We start from the raw sequence: 1,021 nt of genomic DNA, 5'->3' as shown, positions 1-1,021 counted from the left end.
ATGGAGTAGAACTTATATCTGAATCCATAGGATATAAGAGGCAGACCCGGGGAACTGAAACATCTCAGTACCCGGAGGAAGAGAAAGCAAACGCGATTTCCCGAGTAGCGGCGAGCGAAACGGAATTAGCCCAAACCAAAAAGCTTGCTTTTTGGGGTTGTAGGACACTCCATTGGAGTTACCAAGAAACACGTTAGACGAAGCGGTCTGGAACGACCCGCGACAGAAGGTAAGAGCCCTGTAGTCGAAAGCGTGTTTCCTCCGGAGTGGATCCTGAGTACGGCGGAACACGTGAAATTCCGTCGGAATCCGGGAGGACCATCTCCCAAGGCTAAATACTCCCTAGTGACCGATAGTGAACCAGTACCGTGAGGGAAAGGTGAAAAGCACCCCGGGAGGGGAGTGAAAGAGAACCTGAAACCGTGTGCCTACAAGTAGTCGAAGCCCATTCATGGGTGACGGCGTACCTTTTGTAGAATGGACCGGCGAGTTACGATCCCCTGCAAGGTTAAGTGGAAGACACGGAGCCGCAGCGAAAGCGAGTCTGAATAGGGCGACATAGTAGGTGGTCGTAGACCCGAAACCGTGTGATCTACCCATGTCCAGGGTGAAGGTCAGGTAACACTGACTGGAGGCCCGAACCCACGTACGTTGAAAAGTGCGGGGATGAGGTGTGGGTAGGGGTGAAATGCCAATCGAACACGGAGATAGCTGGTTCTCTCCGAAATAGCTTTAGGGCTAGCCTCAAGGGATGTATGTTGGAGGTAGAGCACTGATTGGACTAGGGGCCCTCACCGGGTTACCGAATTCAGTCAAACTCCGAATGCCAATCATATTACCTTGGGAGTCAGACTATGGGTGATAAGGTTCATAGTCGAAAGGGAAACAGCCCAGACCGTCAGCTAAGGTCCCAAAGTATACGTTAAGTGGAAAAGGATGTGGCGTTGCTTAGACAACCAGGATGTTGGCTTAGAAGCAGCCATCATTTAAAGAGTGCGTAATAGCTCACTGGTCGAGTGAC

The 1,021-nt window shown here is 51.3% G+C and carries 1 rRNA gene; it reads left to right on the top strand.

The features are described 5' to 3' along the window. A 23S ribosomal RNA gene (locus tag ACTNEP_RS20480) occupies positions 1-1,021 on the top strand; the annotation flags it as partial.

The sequence above is a fragment of the Gracilibacillus sp. HCP3S3_G5_2 genome, assembly GCF_052063305.1.
Lineage (GTDB): Bacteria > Bacillota > Bacilli > Bacillales > Amphibacillaceae > Gracilibacillus.
The sequence above is the reverse complement of the archived record's forward strand: the minus strand, read 5'-3'. Positions and strand labels throughout refer to the sequence as shown.